This is a genomic window from Pseudomonas fluorescens (assembly GCF_902497895.1).
Taxonomy (GTDB): Bacteria; Pseudomonadota; Gammaproteobacteria; order Pseudomonadales; family Pseudomonadaceae; genus Aquipseudomonas; species Aquipseudomonas fluorescens_BP.
Window position 1 is genome coordinate 43,378 of sequence record NZ_CABVHQ010000024.1, and the last position, 16,669, is coordinate 60,046.

Annotated in this window: 14 protein-coding genes and 2 pseudogenes; 4 read left to right on the forward strand and 12 right to left on the reverse strand. The window is 59.3% G+C overall.

Translation table 11 applies throughout. The features are described from left to right. Positions 1–5 precede the first annotated feature (5 nt). The 3 genes and pseudogenes from F8N21_RS14170 to F8N21_RS14180 form a co-directional block, all read right to left on the reverse strand. Positions 6–1,409 (reverse strand): annotated as a pseudogene (locus tag F8N21_RS14170) (PLP-dependent aminotransferase family protein). Between the two features lie 94 nt (positions 1,410–1,503). Then, positions 1,504–3,006, reverse strand: a complete 1,503-nt coding sequence (locus F8N21_RS14175; RefSeq protein ID WP_191624324.1) for a hypothetical protein — start codon at positions 3,004–3,006, stop codon at positions 1,504–1,506. Positions 3,007–3,676: 670 nt separating this feature from the next. After that, positions 3,677–4,699, reverse strand: a complete 1,023-nt coding sequence (locus F8N21_RS14180; RefSeq protein ID WP_150642729.1) for a zinc-dependent alcohol dehydrogenase family protein — start codon at positions 4,697–4,699, stop codon at positions 3,677–3,679. 284 nt (positions 4,700–4,983) lie between these two features. Between F8N21_RS14180 and F8N21_RS14185 the strand changes: the two genes are divergently transcribed. Both F8N21_RS14185 and F8N21_RS14190 read left to right on the forward strand, forming a co-directional pair. Further along, the gene (locus F8N21_RS14185) at positions 4,984–5,898 is read left to right on the forward strand and encodes a LysR family transcriptional regulator (protein ID WP_150642730.1); all 915 of its coding nucleotides are present in this window, start codon (positions 4,984–4,986) and stop codon (positions 5,896–5,898) included. A 111-nt stretch (positions 5,899–6,009) separates the two neighbouring features. Beyond that, positions 6,010–7,341: an amidohydrolase gene (locus F8N21_RS14190; RefSeq protein WP_150642731.1), complete on the forward strand. Its 1,332-nt coding sequence runs from the start codon at positions 6,010–6,012 to the stop codon at positions 7,339–7,341. A gap of 137 nt (positions 7,342–7,478) precedes the next feature. Here F8N21_RS14190 and F8N21_RS14195 read toward each other — a convergent pair whose 3' ends face one another. From F8N21_RS14195 to F8N21_RS14235, 9 genes are all read right to left on the reverse strand, one after another. Next, positions 7,479–7,772: a GYD domain-containing protein gene (locus tag F8N21_RS14195; RefSeq protein ID WP_150642732.1), complete on the reverse strand. Its 294-nt coding sequence runs from the start codon at positions 7,770–7,772 to the stop codon at positions 7,479–7,481. A 113-nt stretch (positions 7,773–7,885) separates the two neighbouring features. Beyond that, positions 7,886–8,713: a 3-keto-5-aminohexanoate cleavage protein gene (locus tag F8N21_RS14200; RefSeq protein WP_150642733.1), complete on the reverse strand. Its 828-nt coding sequence runs from the start codon at positions 8,711–8,713 to the stop codon at positions 7,886–7,888. Positions 8,714–8,797: 84 nt separating this feature from the next. Further along, positions 8,798–9,583, reverse strand: coding sequence for a 1,6-dihydroxycyclohexa-2,4-diene-1-carboxylate dehydrogenase (locus F8N21_RS14205; protein ID WP_150642734.1), 786 nt, complete (start codon positions 9,581–9,583; stop codon positions 8,798–8,800). Continuing rightward, positions 9,580–10,596 (reverse strand): benzoate 1,2-dioxygenase electron transfer component BenC, encoded by a 1,017-nt coding sequence (gene benC / locus F8N21_RS14210; RefSeq protein WP_150642735.1) that lies wholly within the window; start codon positions 10,594–10,596, stop codon positions 9,580–9,582. Before benC ends, F8N21_RS14205 begins: the two co-directional genes overlap by 4 nt. Before the next feature lie 34 nt (positions 10,597–10,630). Beyond that, the gene (gene benB, locus F8N21_RS14215; RefSeq protein WP_224788219.1) at positions 10,631–11,116 is read right to left on the reverse strand and encodes a benzoate 1,2-dioxygenase small subunit; all 486 of its coding nucleotides are present in this window, start codon (positions 11,114–11,116) and stop codon (positions 10,631–10,633) included. Continuing rightward, entirely contained in the window at positions 11,103–12,440 is a 1,338-nt protein-coding gene (gene benA / locus F8N21_RS14220; RefSeq protein ID WP_224788222.1) for a benzoate 1,2-dioxygenase large subunit, read from the reverse strand. The genes benB and benA overlap by 14 nt, the downstream gene beginning before the upstream one ends. A gap of 220 nt (positions 12,441–12,660) precedes the next feature. Continuing rightward, the gene (locus F8N21_RS14225) at positions 12,661–13,575 is read right to left on the reverse strand and encodes a dioxygenase (RefSeq protein WP_150642738.1); all 915 of its coding nucleotides are present in this window, start codon (positions 13,573–13,575) and stop codon (positions 12,661–12,663) included. A gap of 27 nt (positions 13,576–13,602) precedes the next feature. Then, the gene (locus F8N21_RS14230; RefSeq protein ID WP_150642739.1) at positions 13,603–13,728 is read right to left on the reverse strand and encodes a muconolactone Delta-isomerase family protein; all 126 of its coding nucleotides are present in this window, start codon (positions 13,726–13,728) and stop codon (positions 13,603–13,605) included. An 11-nt stretch (positions 13,729–13,739) separates the two neighbouring features. Next, on the reverse strand, positions 13,740–14,963 hold the full coding sequence (locus F8N21_RS14235) for a muconate cycloisomerase family protein (protein ID WP_224788220.1): 1,224 nt from the start codon (positions 14,961–14,963) through the stop codon (positions 13,740–13,742). A gap of 32 nt (positions 14,964–14,995) precedes the next feature. Between F8N21_RS14235 and F8N21_RS31475 the strand changes: the two are divergent. Both F8N21_RS31475 and mexE read left to right on the forward strand, forming a co-directional pair. Next, positions 14,996–15,082 (forward strand): annotated as a pseudogene (locus F8N21_RS31475) (hypothetical protein); the annotation flags it as partial. A 322-nt stretch (positions 15,083–15,404) separates the two neighbouring features. Continuing rightward, positions 15,405–16,661 (forward strand): multidrug efflux RND transporter periplasmic adaptor subunit MexE, encoded by a 1,257-nt coding sequence (gene mexE / locus F8N21_RS14245; protein WP_150642740.1) that lies wholly within the window; start codon positions 15,405–15,407, stop codon positions 16,659–16,661. Positions 16,662–16,669 lie beyond the last annotated feature (8 nt).

Here is a 16,669-nt window from a genome sequence, read left to right on the forward strand (position 1 = left end):
TGTACCTACTCAAGCATTTCCAGACGCAAGGCATCCGCCAGACAGCTCAGCGCTGCATCCAGATCATGGGTGCCGCTGCAGCAGGCGTGACTCAACCTCAGGCTCTGGGAGTGAAGCCCGTGAATGCTGAACAGCTCCCCTGGAGCCACGAGAATCCGTTGATTGAGCATACGCTGGAACACTCGACGCACATCCACCGGGCGCAAGGAACGCACCCACACCGTAGCACCGCCGGCAGGCAGGATGAACTGCAGGGAGTCGGCCAGCCGTTCGTGCAGCAGTTGGGTCATATGCTGCATGCGTTCTTTCAACATACGCCGCAGTACCTGCAGGTGTTGATCGAATCGGCCACTGGTATACAACCGGGCAATGGCCTTCTGACGAATGGGCGACAAGCGAAAGGAGCGCAACAGAAAATGTCGCTGCAGTTCGGCGCTCGAATGACGGGAAAGCAGATACCCATAGGGTGCTTCAGGACCGATTATTTTCTCGAAGGTGGAAAACACCATCAGCCGTTCGGCGTCCACCAGATCACGAAAGCGCCATTGGATCTGTTCAAACGCCAGTTCCCCGTAGATGTCGTTCTCCAGCACCCAGCAATCATGCAGCTCCAGCAACTGCGCCACACGACGTCTATCGCTCGCGGGCATCAGGCTGCCCATCGGCATGCTGATGCCCGAGGACAGCATCACCAGACGCACCACTTCACTCTCCAGCAGGTGGCTGAGCGCATCCAGGTCCAGGCAGCCATTGTCTTGCAGTGGCAGCTCGAGCACCCGCACCCCGGCGGTCTGCAGCAAACGCAGAATCCCCCAGTCACAGGGCGATTCCACCACCACCGTAGCACCCGCGAGCCCAAGCACCGCGATCAGAATCTCCAATACACCGCGCAGGTCGGCGCCGATGTAAACATCGTCGGCATGCCAGCAGCGCACTGGCGACGAGGTGTAACGGGCCGCCAGGGCCGTGCGCAATTCCAACTCGCCACAAGGCTGCGACAGCGACTGAAGCTGGCGTGGATACTGGCGCACCAATTCACGCTCCAACAGCAATAGCGGGCTATCCAGAGACAGCAGAAAAGCCGGTTCGTCACAGCTCAATACCAACATATCCGGGTGCCGGGCACTGACATAAACGGTTTCAAGCAGGTCATTGCCGCTGACGTATGGACTGCTGGAAGATACCGGCAGCGCATAGTAACCAGACTTGGCGACCGAATAGACCCGCCCCTCCTTCTCCAGCAATGGCTAGGCATACTGAATAGTCGAGATGGAGACATTCAGCCGCTCCGCCAAATGCCGCAACGAAGGCAACTTGACGCGAGCCTCGGTCCCCACCTCACTGATCAAATGGGTCAGATAACGGTACACGGCCTGGTAAGCGAAGTCGGTTTGTCTGCCTCCTTTCATGGGTAAGGACCCATCCGTGGGGAGTTGCCGGTTGCCCGTCGGTAAACCTGCAAGCAGGGAGACACTTTCCTTGGACCTCTCAACTCGACCCTCCTCAACTTCCAGCCGACTCTTCGCTGGTCAAGCCACCGCTATCGGGAGTGAGGCGTGGGCCCGCATAGCGCTCAAGATCCGTTAAGTCGATCGAGACCTGGTCCGCCGCGGACAACGGGCACATGCGGTAAAGCTTGCTCAGCAAGCCAATGGACAGGCCGCTGACATCGACCATCCACTGCAAGACCTGCTCCGCCGCCGACCGTGTCTGCAGCGCTTTATGCAACTCGGGCAGCGCTACCAGCATGCCCGGGTGATGACAGCGCAGGAAACGCTCAAGGCCGGCGCCGGCGTTGACAAAGGGGCTGAACAACAGGCAAACCAGCTGTGTCTCATTCAGGCCCAGGGTTTGCTGGGCATAACTGCTCGCCAGTGCGCGACGCTCCTCGATCCGCTGCGGATTGCCATAGGCTGAAAGCATCTGCTCTATAACCTTTTCCGGCAGGTTCTTCTTGCGCATCAAGAGTGCGGCCGATTGCAGGTACTGGCAAACCCCCTCCTCATAGCTGCGGCCGTCTACGAACTGGGTGCGCAAGCCGTGGGTGTGGGCCGACAACAGAGGGCTCACGTATTCGGTGTCGCTGACCTGCGAGGTCAATTGATCGAACTGGAATCCGAGGAATTCGCTGAGCAACGGCCAGCGATCTTCCAGCTCCCCCCTCACCAGATCATGCAGACCAAGGTAGGCGACCTGTCGACGGGCCTGAAAATCCTCGTTGTGCGGCACCTCTTCCTGATCCTGAACCTGATCGTGGTCCTGGTCCGCACAGAGCTGGTAAAAATAGTCTTGCCCGTAAGAGGTCAGCACACTGAACAGATCTTCGAAATCCAGTGCCGGGGTGCCCTCGCTAGGTAAGCCGATGGTGCGTGCGGCGCTTGAGAAACCGGTCAAATAGCGTCTTTGCTCATGAGGTGAGTCACTGCTGACCAACACATCGACGCCATCGCCCCAGCGAGCCATCCGGCCATAGAAGGCGCCCATGGATAAGTAACAGTCATTACGAAAGGTCGAGCGTTTCACGCCCGGCGCAAGGTGGCAGCTAAGCAGCATGTTTCGCCGATTCAGCTCGCGACCTTCATCGCACAGGGGGGACAGATGACTGAACGGCAGCACATTTTCCCCCTCGAGCATCAATACCTCCACTCGCGGGTCGTCATAGACAAACAAACTGCTGTAGCTGCGATGAACATTGGCCATGGCCGTCTGGCTCATCCCCGCGTGACGCAAGGTGGCCACTCGCAGGTTGAAGGTGGCCGGAGCCCTGCCGGCAATGCTCAATTGGGCGGCGCGCACGAATCCCAGGGTATAGCTGCTGTCCCTGGTTCCCGGGTGGACCACCAGCACCCTGAATTGATTGATGCGCTCGATTCCCCCTGCCGCGACGATCAGCCGCTGGATAAAAAGCTGCAATGCAGTGCGCTCTGCCCGGGAGTAAAAACCCAGCAAGCGATGCAATACCTGTTGATAAACGTAGTTCATTGCTTGATCGTGAATATCGCTCATTGTCGTTACACCTGAAATATAGAAGTCAGTTTCAAACAGGCCATCTCCGGCCCTGCCTCGGCTGCTGTTCTGGAGAAAGCAAGAGTGCCCACTGGCGCAGGCATCAGTTACCAAATGTTAACATGCTGGCGAAGTGCCAAGCCTGTCAGAAAGTAGATGAATACTACCTAGGAGACTTCCTACAACTTCCTACAAACAATGAGTACATAAAATAAAGAAGCTGCACAGCAACAGCCCCATCGGGAACTAATCGTACAACGCTTAGTTCCCGGCATCGCCGCTCAAACCCTTGCACAGCAAGGGGCCCATGAAAAAACCCGAGGCACGATACCAATAACCCATGAACTTCAAACATGACTCATTCCTTGAGATGAAAGTGATCATGCAATTATCAAGGCTTATATAATGATTGGAAGATACAGATCCGTACAAAAAACCAGTTCAGTTAGCGGACAGCTTGAATATTCCGAGCTCTATACAATCCGGGTCATGGGGCAATAATGCCTGCTGTGGGCGCATGAAGAGTCGAGCGAATACTGGGACTATAAGGATATTCAACCCGCCCTGGCGAATGGGGCGGGAGACTGACAGGAGGGGGACTAATGGGGACGGGGCAATGCACTGCAGCAAAAACGCCAGAGTCTTTTGCAAGTGACTCTGGCGAAGGTTATCAAGCCGGCTCGACCTGGAGCGCAACCCGTTCGCGACATGGGCATTCGTCCATGTAACGGTGGGCTTCGACAAACTCATTGAACGGGAAGACCCGGGTCTTGAGCGGCAGCAGCACGCGATCCGCGGTCATCTGATTGATGTCGCGCAACGCCCGTTGCAACGCCACCTGATCCTGAATGATGCCCAGCTCCGGCTTGCCGGTGAAGTTGCCGATGCAATGCACAAAGAACTGAATGTTCTTCTGGAACGCCGCACAGGCCGGGAACGGTGTCTGGTTGCCGCCTTGCAGGCCGTACAACACCAGGCTGCCGCGCGGCGCCAGAACATCGCCAAGCAGCGACATCTGCGGCCCGCCAAGGCCGTCGAAGACCACATCGACACCACGATTGTCGGTGTACTTGTTAATCTGCATCAGCAGATCCTGTTCTTCGGTAACGATCACCTTCTCGGCACCGAGGGACAGCAGATAGTCACGTTCCTCAGCCGTCTTGGTGGCAGCGATCACCCGCACGCCCAGGGCTTTACCCAACTGCACAAAGGACGGACCGGCACAGTGGCTGGCATCGGTCACCAGGGCAAACTGACCCGGCTTGACCCGCGCCAGGTCGGCATAGGCAAAGTAGGCGATCAGCAGAGGCGTGTAGTGCACACTGGCTTCAATCGGGCTGAGGACGTCGGGATAACGGGTCAGCGCCGAGCGTGGCAGAACGATCTGCTCGCCGTAGACCGGGTAATCATTCGGGCTCTCAGCCGGGAAGCTGGCGACCTTGTCACCCACTTCCAGGTCATCCACGCCCTCGCCGACTGCCGTCACCACACCGGCCATTTCATGACCCAGTCCCGAAGGCAGGCGAGCATGGGACGATGCCAGGTTCTGACGCCAGAGCACGTCATACCAACTGATGCCTATCGCCTCGACACGCACCTGCACTTCGCCCGGCGCAGGCAGCGCCGGCGCATGCTCTTCGCATTTGAGCACCTCGGCTGGACCAAACTTGTGAAAACGGATCGTGCGGGACATCGCAAACCTCGTCAAAAAATAACCTTCTAATGCCATGAACTCTATCTGGGCTTTCTGACCAAGACCATCAGTGGCTATTAATAGTCGACATGCCTGTCATTGATTCCGCAACTCCTGCCACGACGTCTAATGCCGTAGGAAACCGAACCAGCTTTGTAGGAAAACTGAATTACCCGGTGCAGAGTAGCAGCCTTTCCTCGTAAGATTCATGCCGGCCATTGTTATCAAATGGCCGTTCTCGTCAAGTTTGCTGATTCACCTTGCTGATTTTGCCAGGACTCAAGATGAACCGTAATGACCTGCGTCGTGTCGACCTGAACCTGTTGATCGTGTTCGAAACATTGATGCATGAACGCAGTGTGACCCGTGCTGCGGAGAAACTGTTCCTCGGCCAGCCGGCCATCAGCGCGGCCTTGTCACGCCTGCGCAGTCTATTCGACGACCCGCTGTTCGTGCGCACCGGGCGCAGCATGGAACCTTCCGCCCGGGCGGTGGAAATCTTCGCCCTGCTCTCGCCGGCGCTGGATTCGATCTCCACTGCGGTGAGCCGCGCCTCGGAGTTCGACCCGGCGACCAGCACCGCGGTGTTTCGAATCGGACTGTCGGACGACGTCGAGTTTGCCCTGCTGCCAATGCTGCTCAAACGCCTGCGCGCCGAATCGCCGGGCATTGTGCTGGTGGTGCGGCGGGTCAACTACATATTGATGCCGGGGATGCTGGCGTCTGGCGAAATCTCGATCGGCGTCAGCTACACCACCGATCTGCCAGCCAACGCCAAACGCAAGGTCCTGCGCCGCAGCCTGCCGAAACTGCTGCGCGCCGACAGCATGCCCGGGGCCTTGAGCCTGGATGACTTCTGCGCCCGTCCCCATGCCCTGGTGTCGTTTGCCGGCGACCTCAGCGGGTTTATCGATGAGGAGCTGGAGAAACTCGGGCGCAAACGGCATGTGGTGCTCGCTGTCCCGCAGTTCAATGGTTTAAGCACGCTGCTGGCGGGTACCGACATCGTCGCCACCGTGCCCGACTACACCGCCGAGGCGCTGACCGCCGCCGGAGGCGTTCGCGCCGAAGACCCGCCGCTGCCCACCCGCACTTTCGAATTGCACATGGCCTGGCGTGGTTCCCAGGACAATGATCCGGGCGAGCGCTGGTTGCGGTCGCGGATACAGATGTTCTTTGGGGATCCGGACAGCCTCTGAAAAGGGTTGCCAAATCGACCTCTCAGGCCCTGATTGGCTCCAGGGCGTTCTCAATCAGATCTTTTGTAGCGACTGCTACAGGGCGCTGCATCAATGTCAGGAGTTGAAACAATGCGATCACTCAAACCTCCAAAGTTGCTGGCCTGTCTGCTGCTGGGCCTCACCGGTGCCGCCCAGGCACAACCACCCGGCGCACTTGAGGAGCAGGCTTACAGCCGTGCTGCAGCCGTGGAGCAGAAGCTGATTGAATGGCGCCGCGATATTCACCAACATCCAGAACTGGGCGACCAGGAGACGCGCACCGCCAAGCTGGTGGCTGACCACCTGCGCAAGCTCGGCCTTGAGGTTCACACTGGCATTGCGCGCACCGGCGTGGTGGGCATTCTCGACGGTGGCAAGCCTGGGCCTACCGTGGCACTACGCGCCGACATGGACGCCCTGCCGGTCAAGGAACCGGAGGGCCTGCCATTCGCCTCCAAGGCCCGCGGCACCTATCAGGGCAAGGAAGTGGACGTTATGCACGCCTGCGGCCACGATGCTCACACCGCCATGCTGATGGCCACGGCCGAAGTGCTGGCGGGCATGCGCGAGAAGCTGCCTGGCAAGGTGATGTTCATCTTCCAGCCTGCGGAAGAGGGATCGAGCCAGGTCATGCCCGGCCAGAACAAGCTTTGGGGTGCGCAGCTGATGCTGCAAGAGGGGGTGTTCGACAAGCTTAAACCCGATGCGGTCTTCGCTGTGCACGTCATGCCTGGACGATCAGGGGAGCTCAGCTGGCGCACTGGCGCGACCACTGCCAGCAGCGATGACCTGCAGATCACCGTCACCGGCAAGCAGGGTCATGGCGGCATGCCCTGGAACACCGTCGACCCTGTAGTGACCGCAGCCCAAGTGCTCACCGGCCTGCAGACCGTGGTGAGCCGCCGGACCAATCTGACGCAGTCGCCAGCGGTGGTCACCGTCGGCATGATCCAGGGCGGCAGCGCCCCCAACATTATCCCGGAGCAAGTACAAATGGCCGGCACCATTCGTACCTACGACGAGAAGGTCCGTGCGCAGGTCGCTCGCGACGTGAAACTCACCGCCGAGAAGATCGCCGAAAGCGCGGACGCCAAGGCTGAGGTTTCGGTGGTCCCGGCTTATGGCACTACGATGAACGACGAAAAGCTCGCGGGGCAAATGGCTCCCGTGTTTGCCCGGGCGGCCTCTGGCAAGGTTGCCACTACCCCGCTGGTCGGTGCCTCCGAGGACTTCTCCTTTTTCGCCCAACAAGTGCCTGGGCTTTATTTCTTCCTTGGCGTAACTCCGGATGGCCAAGACCCGGCGACCGCCGCGCCTAACCATAATCCGCAATTCTTCGTGGATGAAAGCGCGCTAGTCGTCGGAGCACGGGCGCTGTCAGGGGTGACCATCCAGTTTCTGGAGACAGGGAAAGAGGGATGATAGTCCCGAGCGCTCAATAAATATCAGATGTCTCGACGGCGGGCGGGTCAGTTGCCTAACGGCATCGGCCCTGACTCGCCTCCCTTGCGTCACCTTCACGCCCACCGGGATGGGCTTTGCATTGTCACATCACACCCTCACTGCAGCTCGCTCAACACACGCTCCATTTCCTGCTCGCTGAGCGCGCGCAGCGTCGTTGTGCGCAGATTTCCTTGTGCCGCCACGGCCACAGCTGCCTTCATGACGGTCTCGTCATCGGGAGCGTCGATTATCAGCACAGCATCGTACTGACCCATCGTCCAGAAAAACTCCCGGGCATTCACGCCAAGGCTTGCAAACAGCTCCTGTACCGCCCGGCCCCGCGTGACGGTGTCCTTCGCGTTGCGTGCCCCCTGATCGGTCCAATTCGCCAACAGCACGTACTTCGCCATTTCATCCTCCTTACTCAGGTCGTCAGAAAGCCTGGCTGTTTACTGCAGCAACTCACTATAGCAGCGGCTTTTCATGTGGTACCTCGGTTATCCAAACGTGATCGTGCGCGGCATCATGCCGGCAATCCCAGTATCAACCGCGCCTCGGCGGGCGTGGCTGCCCGGGCGTCATGGCTGGCACATCGTTCAACAGCGATCCCTACCAGCTCTGCGTTGCTCTTGGCAAGCCGATCCTTGCTGATTCGAATATTGTCTTCCAGCCCTGTCCGAACCGCGTCGCCATTGCGTTTCAGCACCCAGTCGATCACATCGGTCTGGTACCGGCCGATGCCGGCCGCCGTCCATGTCGCCTTGGGCAGGACGCGCTTGAGTTCACCGAGCAGAATATCAAGCAAGTGTTCTTCCACCGGCATGGCATTTTTTATCCCCATCACGAACTGCACGTGCGGATGATCGGTCAGCAAACCGCTGTCGACCAGGCGTTGGGTTCCATAGATATGCGACAGATCGAAAATTTCGATCTCTGGCACGACCCCATTCTCTTTCATGCGTGTTGCCAATTCCACGACCAGTGCTGGCGCATTCTCGTAGACCATAGTGGGAAAATTGACCGACCCTGTGGCTAGCGACGCCATGTCTGGCTTGAGTGAAAGCGGATTTGCGCGCGCGCTTTGATCGCGGCCCCGGCCACCCGTTGAAAACTGTACGATCATCCCCGGACAGTGTTTGCGCACGCCCTCCAGAACTTGCCCAAATAAAGCAGGTTCCGAAGACGAGCTTTCATCAGGGTTACGAACATGAAGATGGACCAGTGATGCGCCTGCTTCGAACGCTTTATGCGTCGATTCGATCTGTTCGCTAGCGGTCACGGGAATGGCCGGATTATCCTTTTTACGTGGCACCGATCCGGTGATCGCCACGGCAATGACTACTGGCCTCATAAAAATCTCCTTTCAGTTCAGTTTGCGATCCAGCTGAATGAAGGGCGGCATTTGGCCGAACTGCGCTCGTCGCTAAAGGTGTCTTTAGCCGAGGTCGCCGCCGCCCACAGGCAGTACGGATCCGGTAATGTAGGACGACTCGTCGGATGCAAAAAACAGGATCGGTGCCACCTGCTCGTCTATCGAGCCGTAACGATGCATCAGGCTCGACGCTGTGGTCTGGTCGACAATCGCCTGATACCAGACTTTTTCCTGCGGGGTCTGCTTGCTGGCGTTGCGCGCAATCTTGCGTGGCGGAGCATCGGTGCCACCCGGCGCGGTGGCATTGATGCGGATGCCATTATTGGCGTGCTCCATCGCCAAGGACGCCGTCAGCGCATTCACGCCGCCCTTGGCCGCCGCGTACGGAACGCGATGGATGCTGCGCGTGGCGACCGATGACACATTGACGATCACGCCCTTCTTTTTTTTGAGCATGAACGGGAGCACAGCGCGGCAGCACCACAGCGTGGGAAACAGCGAACGCCGGATTTCGGCCTCGATCTGCACCTCTTCGTAATGCTCAAAGGGCTTGGCCCAGATTGTGCCCCCAACGTTGTTGATCAGCACATCGATCCGCTTGAACTTTTCCAGACACTCGGCCATTACAGCCTGTGCTCCCGCGAAGGTCTCGAGGTCAGCCTGGAAAGCGGCTGCCTTGCCGCCGCTTCCGGTTATTTCGGCCAACACCTCGTTGACGATGTCGGAGCGGTCTACCGCCAGCACAGTGCCACCCTCGGCCGCTACACGTAGCGCCACACCACGACCGATGCCCTGTGCGGCGCCAGTGACGATCACGACCTTGTCGTGGAAGCGATTAGGGTGATTCATGCTGTGCGCGCCTCGTTGTCCGACGAGAACTTCTCGAACAGGAAGTTCTTCGGGGTAACGCCCACACCCGCGATCCACTTGCGCACGCCTTCGACCATGGGCGGCGGACCGCAGACATAGACGTCAACGCTGCCGTCGTGAAGGTCACCGGCCGACAGGTGATCGGTCACATAGCCGAGTTTTGGGTGTCCACTTTCGCGGTCGACCACGCAGGTGAAGAATTCGAAGTTCGGCATGATTGACTTGATCTCGGCCAGCGTGTCGAGCTCAACCAGGTCGTCGTTCGTGTTGACACCGTAGGCCAGCCGGATCGGTTGCGTGGTCGGGTTGTCCTTCAGCCACAGCAGCATCGACAGGAACGGCGCGAGCCCCGTGCCACCGGCAAGCATCAGGATCGGGCGCACCGTCGGGCGCAGGTAGAAGCTGCCATAGGGGCCGGTGAACATCATGAAATCATCTGGCTGGGCCTTGTTGCGCATGTAAGTGCTCATCAGGCCGTCGGGAACGTCGCGGATCAAGAAGGACAATTGCGTCTGGTTCGGCGCCGAGCTGAACGAGTACGAGCGCGTCTCTTTGGTGCCCGGCACCTGCAGGTTCACGTATTGCCCAGGCAGAAACGCGAGCGGCCGCTCTGCCTGCACCGAAAACGACACTGTCGTTGCGGAATCGCGCGCGATGTCCGTCAGTTTACCGCCGTGCGAGCCGACCACGGTCTTGCACGCTGCCGACGAAGCAGGAATGCGCACGACACAGTCCGACGTCGGCTTCATCTGGCAGGTGAGCACGTAACCGCTGGCAGCTTCGTCGTCCGTCAGGGCGTCCTCGATATATTCGCCCATCGTGAAGTCGCCGCTCTCGCAATGGGATTTGCAGGTGCCGCAGGCGCCGTCGCGACAGTCAAGCGGGATATTGATCTTGGCCCGGTAGGCAGCGTCACAGACCAGTTCGTCGGCGTTGCACGGAATGATCCGTGACACCCCGTCTTCAAATTGCAGCGCAATGTTGTAGTTCATGAGATCGCCTTTCTCGGCTGAAATCCGGTGACCGTCAAATGTGGTAGATGTCGAGCAAGTGGTGAATGTAGTCGTTCTTCAACACTACGTACTTGCGCTTGATTAGAGGCTGGTCGCCTGAGGTATCGAGCGTGTATTGAGAGGTTCCGAAATACAGGTCGACGATGTCGTAGCGGAAGCTGTGCGTCGTCCAGTTGAACGTCAGTTCACAGTTCTTCTCGTCCTGGGACAGCACCTCAATGTTGCTGATCGAATGACCGGTACGGGTATCTGGCGTGGATGCACTGGAGCGGTCGGTCTCGATGCGGAAGACCCGATCTTCCAGCCCCTGCTTGCTGGGATAATAGATCAGCGAGACTTCGTTGTGCGGATCCGTCGTCAGTGTGTCGTCATCGTCCCAAGAGGGCATGAAGAACTCGACATCGGGCGCGTAGAACGCCAGCCAGTCGGCCCAGCGGTGTTCATCCAGGGCACGGGCTTCCTGATACAGAAAGGTCTGAATGGCTTCATAAGACAGCATCATTGACCTCCCCCAGGGCTTGCTCGGCCGCGTAGGCCTTTTTCATGGTCTCCAGCCAGAAATCGTGTTGCCCGAGGTACAAGCCCTCGTCCTCGGTCTTGACGCAACTCAGCTCTGGCTTCAGGCCGATCAGGTCGGCATTCTCATCGGCACCCTTGATCCAGTGTGCCGCGCCGCGGCTCATGTCGTTCCACTTCACGGCGCGCGCCTGATAGCCGAGCTGGCACGAGCGGAACTCCTCCAGGTCATCGGGAGTCGCCATGCCGGAGGCATTGAAGAAGTCTTCGTATTGCCGCAGGCGCCGCTCGCGCGCCTCGGCCGGCTCGCCCTTCGGTGCGATGCAATAGATCGTGGCTTCACTCTTGTTCACCGAGATCGGCCGCACCACGCGAATCTGCGAGCTGAACTGGTCCATCAGGTAGACGTTCGGGTACAGGCACAGGTTGCGCGACTTGCCCAGCATCCAGTCCGCCCGCGCTTCGCCGAACTTATCGACCCATTCAGCACGCTGGGTATACAGCGGCCGGTCTTCAGGGTTGGACCAGTTGGTCCACAGCAGGATATGGCCGTTCTTGAACGAATACGAGCCACCCCCCTGCTGGGCCCATTTGCCGGCGTTCATCGCCTTGACGGTGTCGACCTTGCCGTCGGCGCTGCGCCGGCTGGTGGTGGCGGCGTAGTTCCAGTGCACCGCAGACACGTGGTAGCCGTCGGCGCCGTTCTCGGTCTGCAATTTCCAGTTGCCGTCGAAGCTGTAGGTCGACGAGCCACGTAGGACCTCGATGCCGTCGGGTGACTGATCAACGATCATGTCGATGATCTTGGCCGCCTCGCCGAGATGTTCGGTCAACGGCAACACATCTGGGTTGACGCTACCGAACAGGAAGCCCCGGTAGCTTTCGAAGGCCCCGAGCTTCTTCATGTCATGGCTGCCCTCGCAGTTGAAGCTCGGCGGGTAGCCCGCCTCAGCGTTCTGGTCCTTGACCTTGAGCAGCTTGCCGCTGTTGTTGAAAGTCCAGCCGTGGAAAGGGCAGGTAAAGCTGGATTTGTTGCCCTTCTTGTGCCTGCACAGAATGGCGCCACGATGCGTGCAGGTGTTTGCAAGCGCATTGAGCTTGCCGTCCTTGCTGCGCGTGATGACGACCGGCTGACGGCCGATGTACACGGTCAGAAAGTCGTTGACTTTGGGGATCTGGCTTTCGTGCGCGAGGTAAACCCAGTTGCCCTCGAAGATGTACTTCATCTCCAGTTCGAACAGCTGTTCGTCGGTGAAAACAGACCGGTCCAGCCGATAGGCGTGGTTGACCGGGTCGTCTACGAGCATGGCTTCGAGCTGCTTGAGGTTTATCACGCTGATCTCCTGTGTGCTGTCGGAATCGAACGTACACCCGTGTGAGCGTTTGATGCGTTGAATCGTGAATCGTCAAGGTATGAGTTCATTCCCACCACCGAAGCATAGTCCTGCATCGGCACTGGGTTAATTCATATTGCTCTGGCGAGTCGCTGGGCGCCAATGTCACCTGCTCCAATGCTGGCCTTCAGGCTTAAGCAGTTACCCGTGCCATGCGGGAAGCGGGCGACGCTTCGCTCTCATTGACGGCTTTTTGCATCACGAAATTGAAGCGCGAACGGGTAAATGGCGCGTTGATACCCAGCGACTCGTAACCGACCGGTGGCACATTACGCTCCAGCTCCACGATCAGGCCGTCGCGTGTGGCGAAGGCAAAGTCGTCGTCAATGTAGGTGTCACCTGGAATGTTGACCTGCGTGGTCAGAGTCCGCAGACCTGGGGCTGCGATCAGGAAGTGGATGTGCGCCGGGCGGTTACCGTGTCGGCCCAGCGCGTCAAACAACTCCGAAGTCGGGCTGTCGGGCGGAATCCCGTAGCCGGGCGGCAGGTAGCTGCGAAAGCGGTAATGACCCTGTGCATCGGTTTCGATCTGGCGACGCAGCTCGTAGGGCTTCATACCGGGGAAGAAATGCGAATACCCACCTTTCTCATTGGCATGCCACACATCGACCAGAGCCCCGGCTACCGGTTTACCTTCCAGGTCAAGCACCTGACCTTCCATGACCAGCAGTTCGCCTTTGGGCTCGCCTTCGTCCAGGCGCGCTTCGCCGTGGGACCGCGGAGCACCAGCGATGAACAGCGGACCCTCAATTGCACGCGGCGTACCACCCGTGCGGCCGGCCTTCTGGTCGGCTTCATCGGCACGAATGTCGAGCAGGCGGTCAAAGCCCAGGCCGGCGGTGATCAGACCAATCTGTCCGCTCTGGCTCGTGCGGGTCAGCCAGTCCATAGCCTTCCAGAATTCGTCGGCACTCACATCCATGTCATCGATGGTTTTGAACAGGTCGGTGACGATACGCTGGGTGAGCGCGCGCACGCGCGGGTTGCCAGCGGCGATCTGCCTGGTGTTTACCAATTCGAGCAATTGATTCTGGGTGAGTTCAGTCATGACGGGGTCCCCTAAGGGTGGTTTTGATTAATAGCAGATGGGTGAGCTGCGAGCGGGGTCACCTTTGGCTTTTTCACGGGCCTTGATTTCATCGGCCTGCTCAAGCGGCAGGTCGCGCGCAATGTTCACATCCATCCGAACCAGATAAAGCATGGGCGCTCTCCTTAGAGAGGTTCAGGTGCGTTGGCCAGATCGATATGCACCGGAGTAAGGCCCTGGCGGGCACGGTCAAAGCGTTCCAGCTGAGCGGGAACAATCTCGACGCCAAAGCCCGGTCCGTCTGGGAGTTGCAGTTCAAAGTCCACGATGGGCATTTGCTGCTCGACGATATCGTCTACCAGCAGTTGCGGGCCAAACAACTCGCAGCCATGGTGCTGCGGGCCCAGGGTCGCGAACACATGCGCCGAGGCGGCGCTGCCGAGTGACGTTTCCAGCATGGTGCCGCCGTACCAGCCAATATCGGCCGCCTCGGCTATCGTCGCCACCTGGCGGGTGCGGATCAGGCCGCCGTGTTTGGCCACTTTTAGAGAGAACACGTGGCTGGCCTGCGCGCGGGCCAGAAGCAACGCGTCTTGCGGGGTGCACACGGTTTCGTCGGCCATGATGCAGGCGCGGTCTCCCAGCGTGGCGCTCAGGATTTTGAGCGCTTCGACATTCCACTTGGCCACCGGCTGCTCAATCAGGGTGACGCCGGCGTCAATCATCTGAGGCAGGAAGCGGCGCGCGGTGTTCCCGTCCCACGCCTGGTTGACATCCACCGTCAACGTCGCTTGACCTTGCAGGCCGCGCGCGATCTGCGATACATGGGCCACGTCGTCGTCCGGCGCGCGGGCACCAATCTTGATTTTGAAAATGCGGTGGCGCTTTTCTTCGAGACGCTGATGTGCCTCCTCCAGATCGCGATCCACGTCGCCACTGGCCAGCGTCCAGGCCAGCGGCAGGCTTTGATGCATTTTGCCGCCCAGCAGTTGCCAGGCCGGTAAGTCAAGCGTGCGGGACACGGCATCGATCAACGCCATCTCGACCGCGCTCTTGGCAAACGCATTGCCCTTGCAGGCCTTGTCCATGCGTGCCAGCGCACTGCCGAAATAGCCAGCGTCCTGGCCCATCAGGGCAGGAGCCAGGTAGTTGGTGATGGCATGCAGGATGCTCTGCGGTGACTCTTCATTCCACGACGGACCGCCGATGGTGGCCGCCTCGCCGAATCCGCTAGCGCCATTGACCAGCCAGACCTGCACGATCACCGGGCTTTGCCGGCTGATGGAGCCAAACGAGAGTTTATGCGGGCGAATGGTGGGAATGTCCAGAATGCGGGCTTCCAAGCGCTCCACTTGAAAACGGCTTTCCATCAATGTCTCCGTTTTTCTTCTGTAAAGGTTGGTGGACATGATTCCTGCGTTGAAAATGCCGCCAGCTCCGTTACTTTCTGAATATAGCTCAAACCGAGCACCTGACCACGTCCGCCGAGAACCTGTTTGTGAGTCAATCCACGGAGAGTCTGGCTTGACGTAGCAGCTGCCGAAGGCTGCGTTCGGCCGCGCAGCGGTCGCAAACCTGACGACGCAATTCTCCAGATACCACGCGATCACTGGATTGCGAGGACTCCGTCCTCGAACGCAGCCTTCGGCAGCTGCTACGCAAAATTGCATTCCCTGCAACAGTTTTTGCTATTAATCCAATTGATAGCTCCCTAACAAAAGGCGCATCCTAGAGGGTTCGGTTCACGCTTATATCATTCCGAATGATAGTTACCTTCGCTTCATTCGATTCGTGCGATACAACCTCGCCGAGCATCATCCGCCCATCTTAATATTTTGGCGGATGCATCCATGGAACAGTCATTCAAACATTTGCGCTTCCCCCTGGCCGCGCTGGCCTTGTTGGTGATGAGCGCCTGCGGCAAGGCTCCAGATGCTGCCGCCACTCTGCCAGCCCCCAAGGTCAGCGTAGCCAAGGTGCTGGAACAGCCGGTCAACGAGTGGGACGAATTCACCGGGCGTCTCGAAGCTCCGGAAACCGTCGAGATCCGTCCCCGGGTATCCGGCCAGATCGATGAAGTGGCCTTCACCGAAGGTGCGTTGGTGAAAAAAGGCGACCTGCTGTTCCAGATCGACCCGCGTCCGTTCCAGGCTGAGGTTCGCCGCCTCGAAGCCCTGGTTGCCCAGGGCCGCGCCAATGCCACCCGCAGCGAAAACGAAGCCCGACGCGGTGAGCGTCTGCGCACCAGCAATGCGATTTCCGCGGAACTGGCCGACTCGCGCACCAGCGCCGCCCAGGAAGCCCGGGCCGGTGTCGGCGCCATCCAGGCACAGCTTGATCTGGCCAAGCTGAACCTGAGCTTCACCCGGGTGACCGCACCCATCAGCGGTCGCGTCAGTCGTGCGCAAATCACCGCTGGCAACCTGGTCACCGCCGATGTCACCGCGCTGACCAGCGTGGTCTCCACCGACAAAATCTACGCCTACTTCGACGCCGATGAGCGCGTGTACCTCAAGTACACACAGCTCGCCCGCCAGGGCCAACGCGGTCAAACCACCCCGGTTTACCTTGGCCTGTCCAATGAAGACGGCAACCCGCACTTGGGCCAGATGAACTTCGTCGACAACCAGGTCAACCCGAAAACCGGCACCATCCGTGGTCGCGCCGTGTTCGACAACAGCGACGGCAGCTACACCCCGGGGCTCTATGCACGCCTGAAACTGGTGGGCAGCGGCACCTACTCCGCCGTACTGATCAACGATGAAGCGGTGGGTACCGACCTTGGCAAAAAGTTCGTGCTGGTGATGGATGCCGACAACAAATCGGCCTATCGCGCCGTCGAACTGGGTCCGAAAATCGAAGGCTTGCGCATCGTGCGCAGCGGCCTGAACAAGGACGACACCATCATCGTCAAGGGCTTGCAGCGGGTTCGTCCGGGTTCACCGGTCGCCCCTGAACTGATCCCGATGGCCAGCAAAGAAACCCTCGCCGCTCTGGCGCAACAACGACAAGCACTGGAAGCCAGCAACCTGCCCCAAGTCGCGCCCGCCAAGAGCGCCACCGGGGTCGCGGTAAAACTGGCCAGCGCTGCGAACCCACGCGGTTAAGGGACGAC

What these genes read in the sequence shown, in the direction of transcription:
- F8N21_RS14175 (WP_191624324.1), bottom strand. Translation starts at nt 3,006, where the DNA reads ATGAGCGATATTCACGATCAAGCAATGAACTACGTTTATCAACAGGTA.
- F8N21_RS14180 (WP_150642729.1), bottom strand. Translation starts at nt 4,699, where the DNA reads ATGTCCCGCACGATCCGTTTTCACAAGTTTGGTCCAGCCGAGGTGCTC.
- F8N21_RS14185 (WP_150642730.1), top strand. Translation starts at nt 4,984, where the DNA reads ATGAACCGTAATGACCTGCGTCGTGTCGACCTGAACCTGTTGATCGTG.
- F8N21_RS14190 (WP_150642731.1), top strand. Translation starts at nt 6,010, where the DNA reads ATGCGATCACTCAAACCTCCAAAGTTGCTGGCCTGTCTGCTGCTGGGC.
- F8N21_RS14195 (WP_150642732.1), bottom strand. Translation starts at nt 7,772, where the DNA reads ATGGCGAAGTACGTGCTGTTGGCGAATTGGACCGATCAGGGGGCACGC.
- F8N21_RS14200 (WP_150642733.1), bottom strand. Translation starts at nt 8,713, where the DNA reads ATGAGGCCAGTAGTCATTGCCGTGGCGATCACCGGATCGGTGCCACGT.
- F8N21_RS14205 (WP_150642734.1), bottom strand. Translation starts at nt 9,583, where the DNA reads ATGAATCACCCTAATCGCTTCCACGACAAGGTCGTGATCGTCACTGGC.
- benC (WP_150642735.1), bottom strand. Translation starts at nt 10,596, where the DNA reads ATGAACTACAACATTGCGCTGCAATTTGAAGACGGGGTGTCACGGATC.
- benB (WP_224788219.1), bottom strand. Translation starts at nt 11,116, where the DNA reads ATGCTGTCTTATGAAGCCATTCAGACCTTTCTGTATCAGGAAGCCCGT.
- benA (WP_224788222.1), bottom strand. Translation starts at nt 12,440, where the DNA reads ATGCTCGTAGACGACCCGGTCAACCACGCCTATCGGCTGGACCGGTCT.
- F8N21_RS14225 (WP_150642738.1), bottom strand. Translation starts at nt 13,575, where the DNA reads ATGACTGAACTCACCCAGAATCAATTGCTCGAATTGGTAAACACCAGG.
- F8N21_RS14230 (WP_150642739.1), bottom strand. Translation starts at nt 13,728, where the DNA reads ATGCTTTATCTGGTTCGGATGGATGTGAACATTGCGCGCGACCTGCCG.
- F8N21_RS14235 (WP_224788220.1), bottom strand. Translation starts at nt 14,963, where the DNA reads ATGTCCACCAACCTTTACAGAAGAAAAACGGAGACATTGATGGAAAGC.
- mexE (WP_150642740.1), top strand. Translation starts at nt 15,405, where the DNA reads ATGGAACAGTCATTCAAACATTTGCGCTTCCCCCTGGCCGCGCTGGCC.